We start from the raw sequence: 201 nt of genomic DNA, 5'->3' as shown, positions 1-201 counted from the left end.
CGGCCGTAACTATAACGGTCCTAAGGTAGCGAAATTCCTTGTCGGGTAAGTTCCGACCCGCACGAAAGGCGTAACGACTTGGGCGCTGTCTCAACGAGGGGCTCGGCGAAATTGTAGTACACGTGAAGATGCGTGTTACCTGCGACAGGACAGAAAGACCCCGTGGAGCTTTACTGTAGCCTGACATTGGATTTTGGTATT

1 rRNA gene is annotated in these 201 nt (G+C 52.2%); it reads left to right on the top strand.

From position 1 onward, the window contains the following. Positions 1 to 201: ribosomal RNA gene (locus JDF658_RS10640) — 23S ribosomal RNA — on the top strand; the annotation flags it as partial.

It is taken from the genome of Carboxydocella sp. JDF658 (genome assembly GCF_002049395.1).
Taxonomy (GTDB): Bacteria; Bacillota.
Note: the sequence above shows the minus strand (reverse complement) of the source record. Positions and strands in the feature narration are given on the sequence as shown.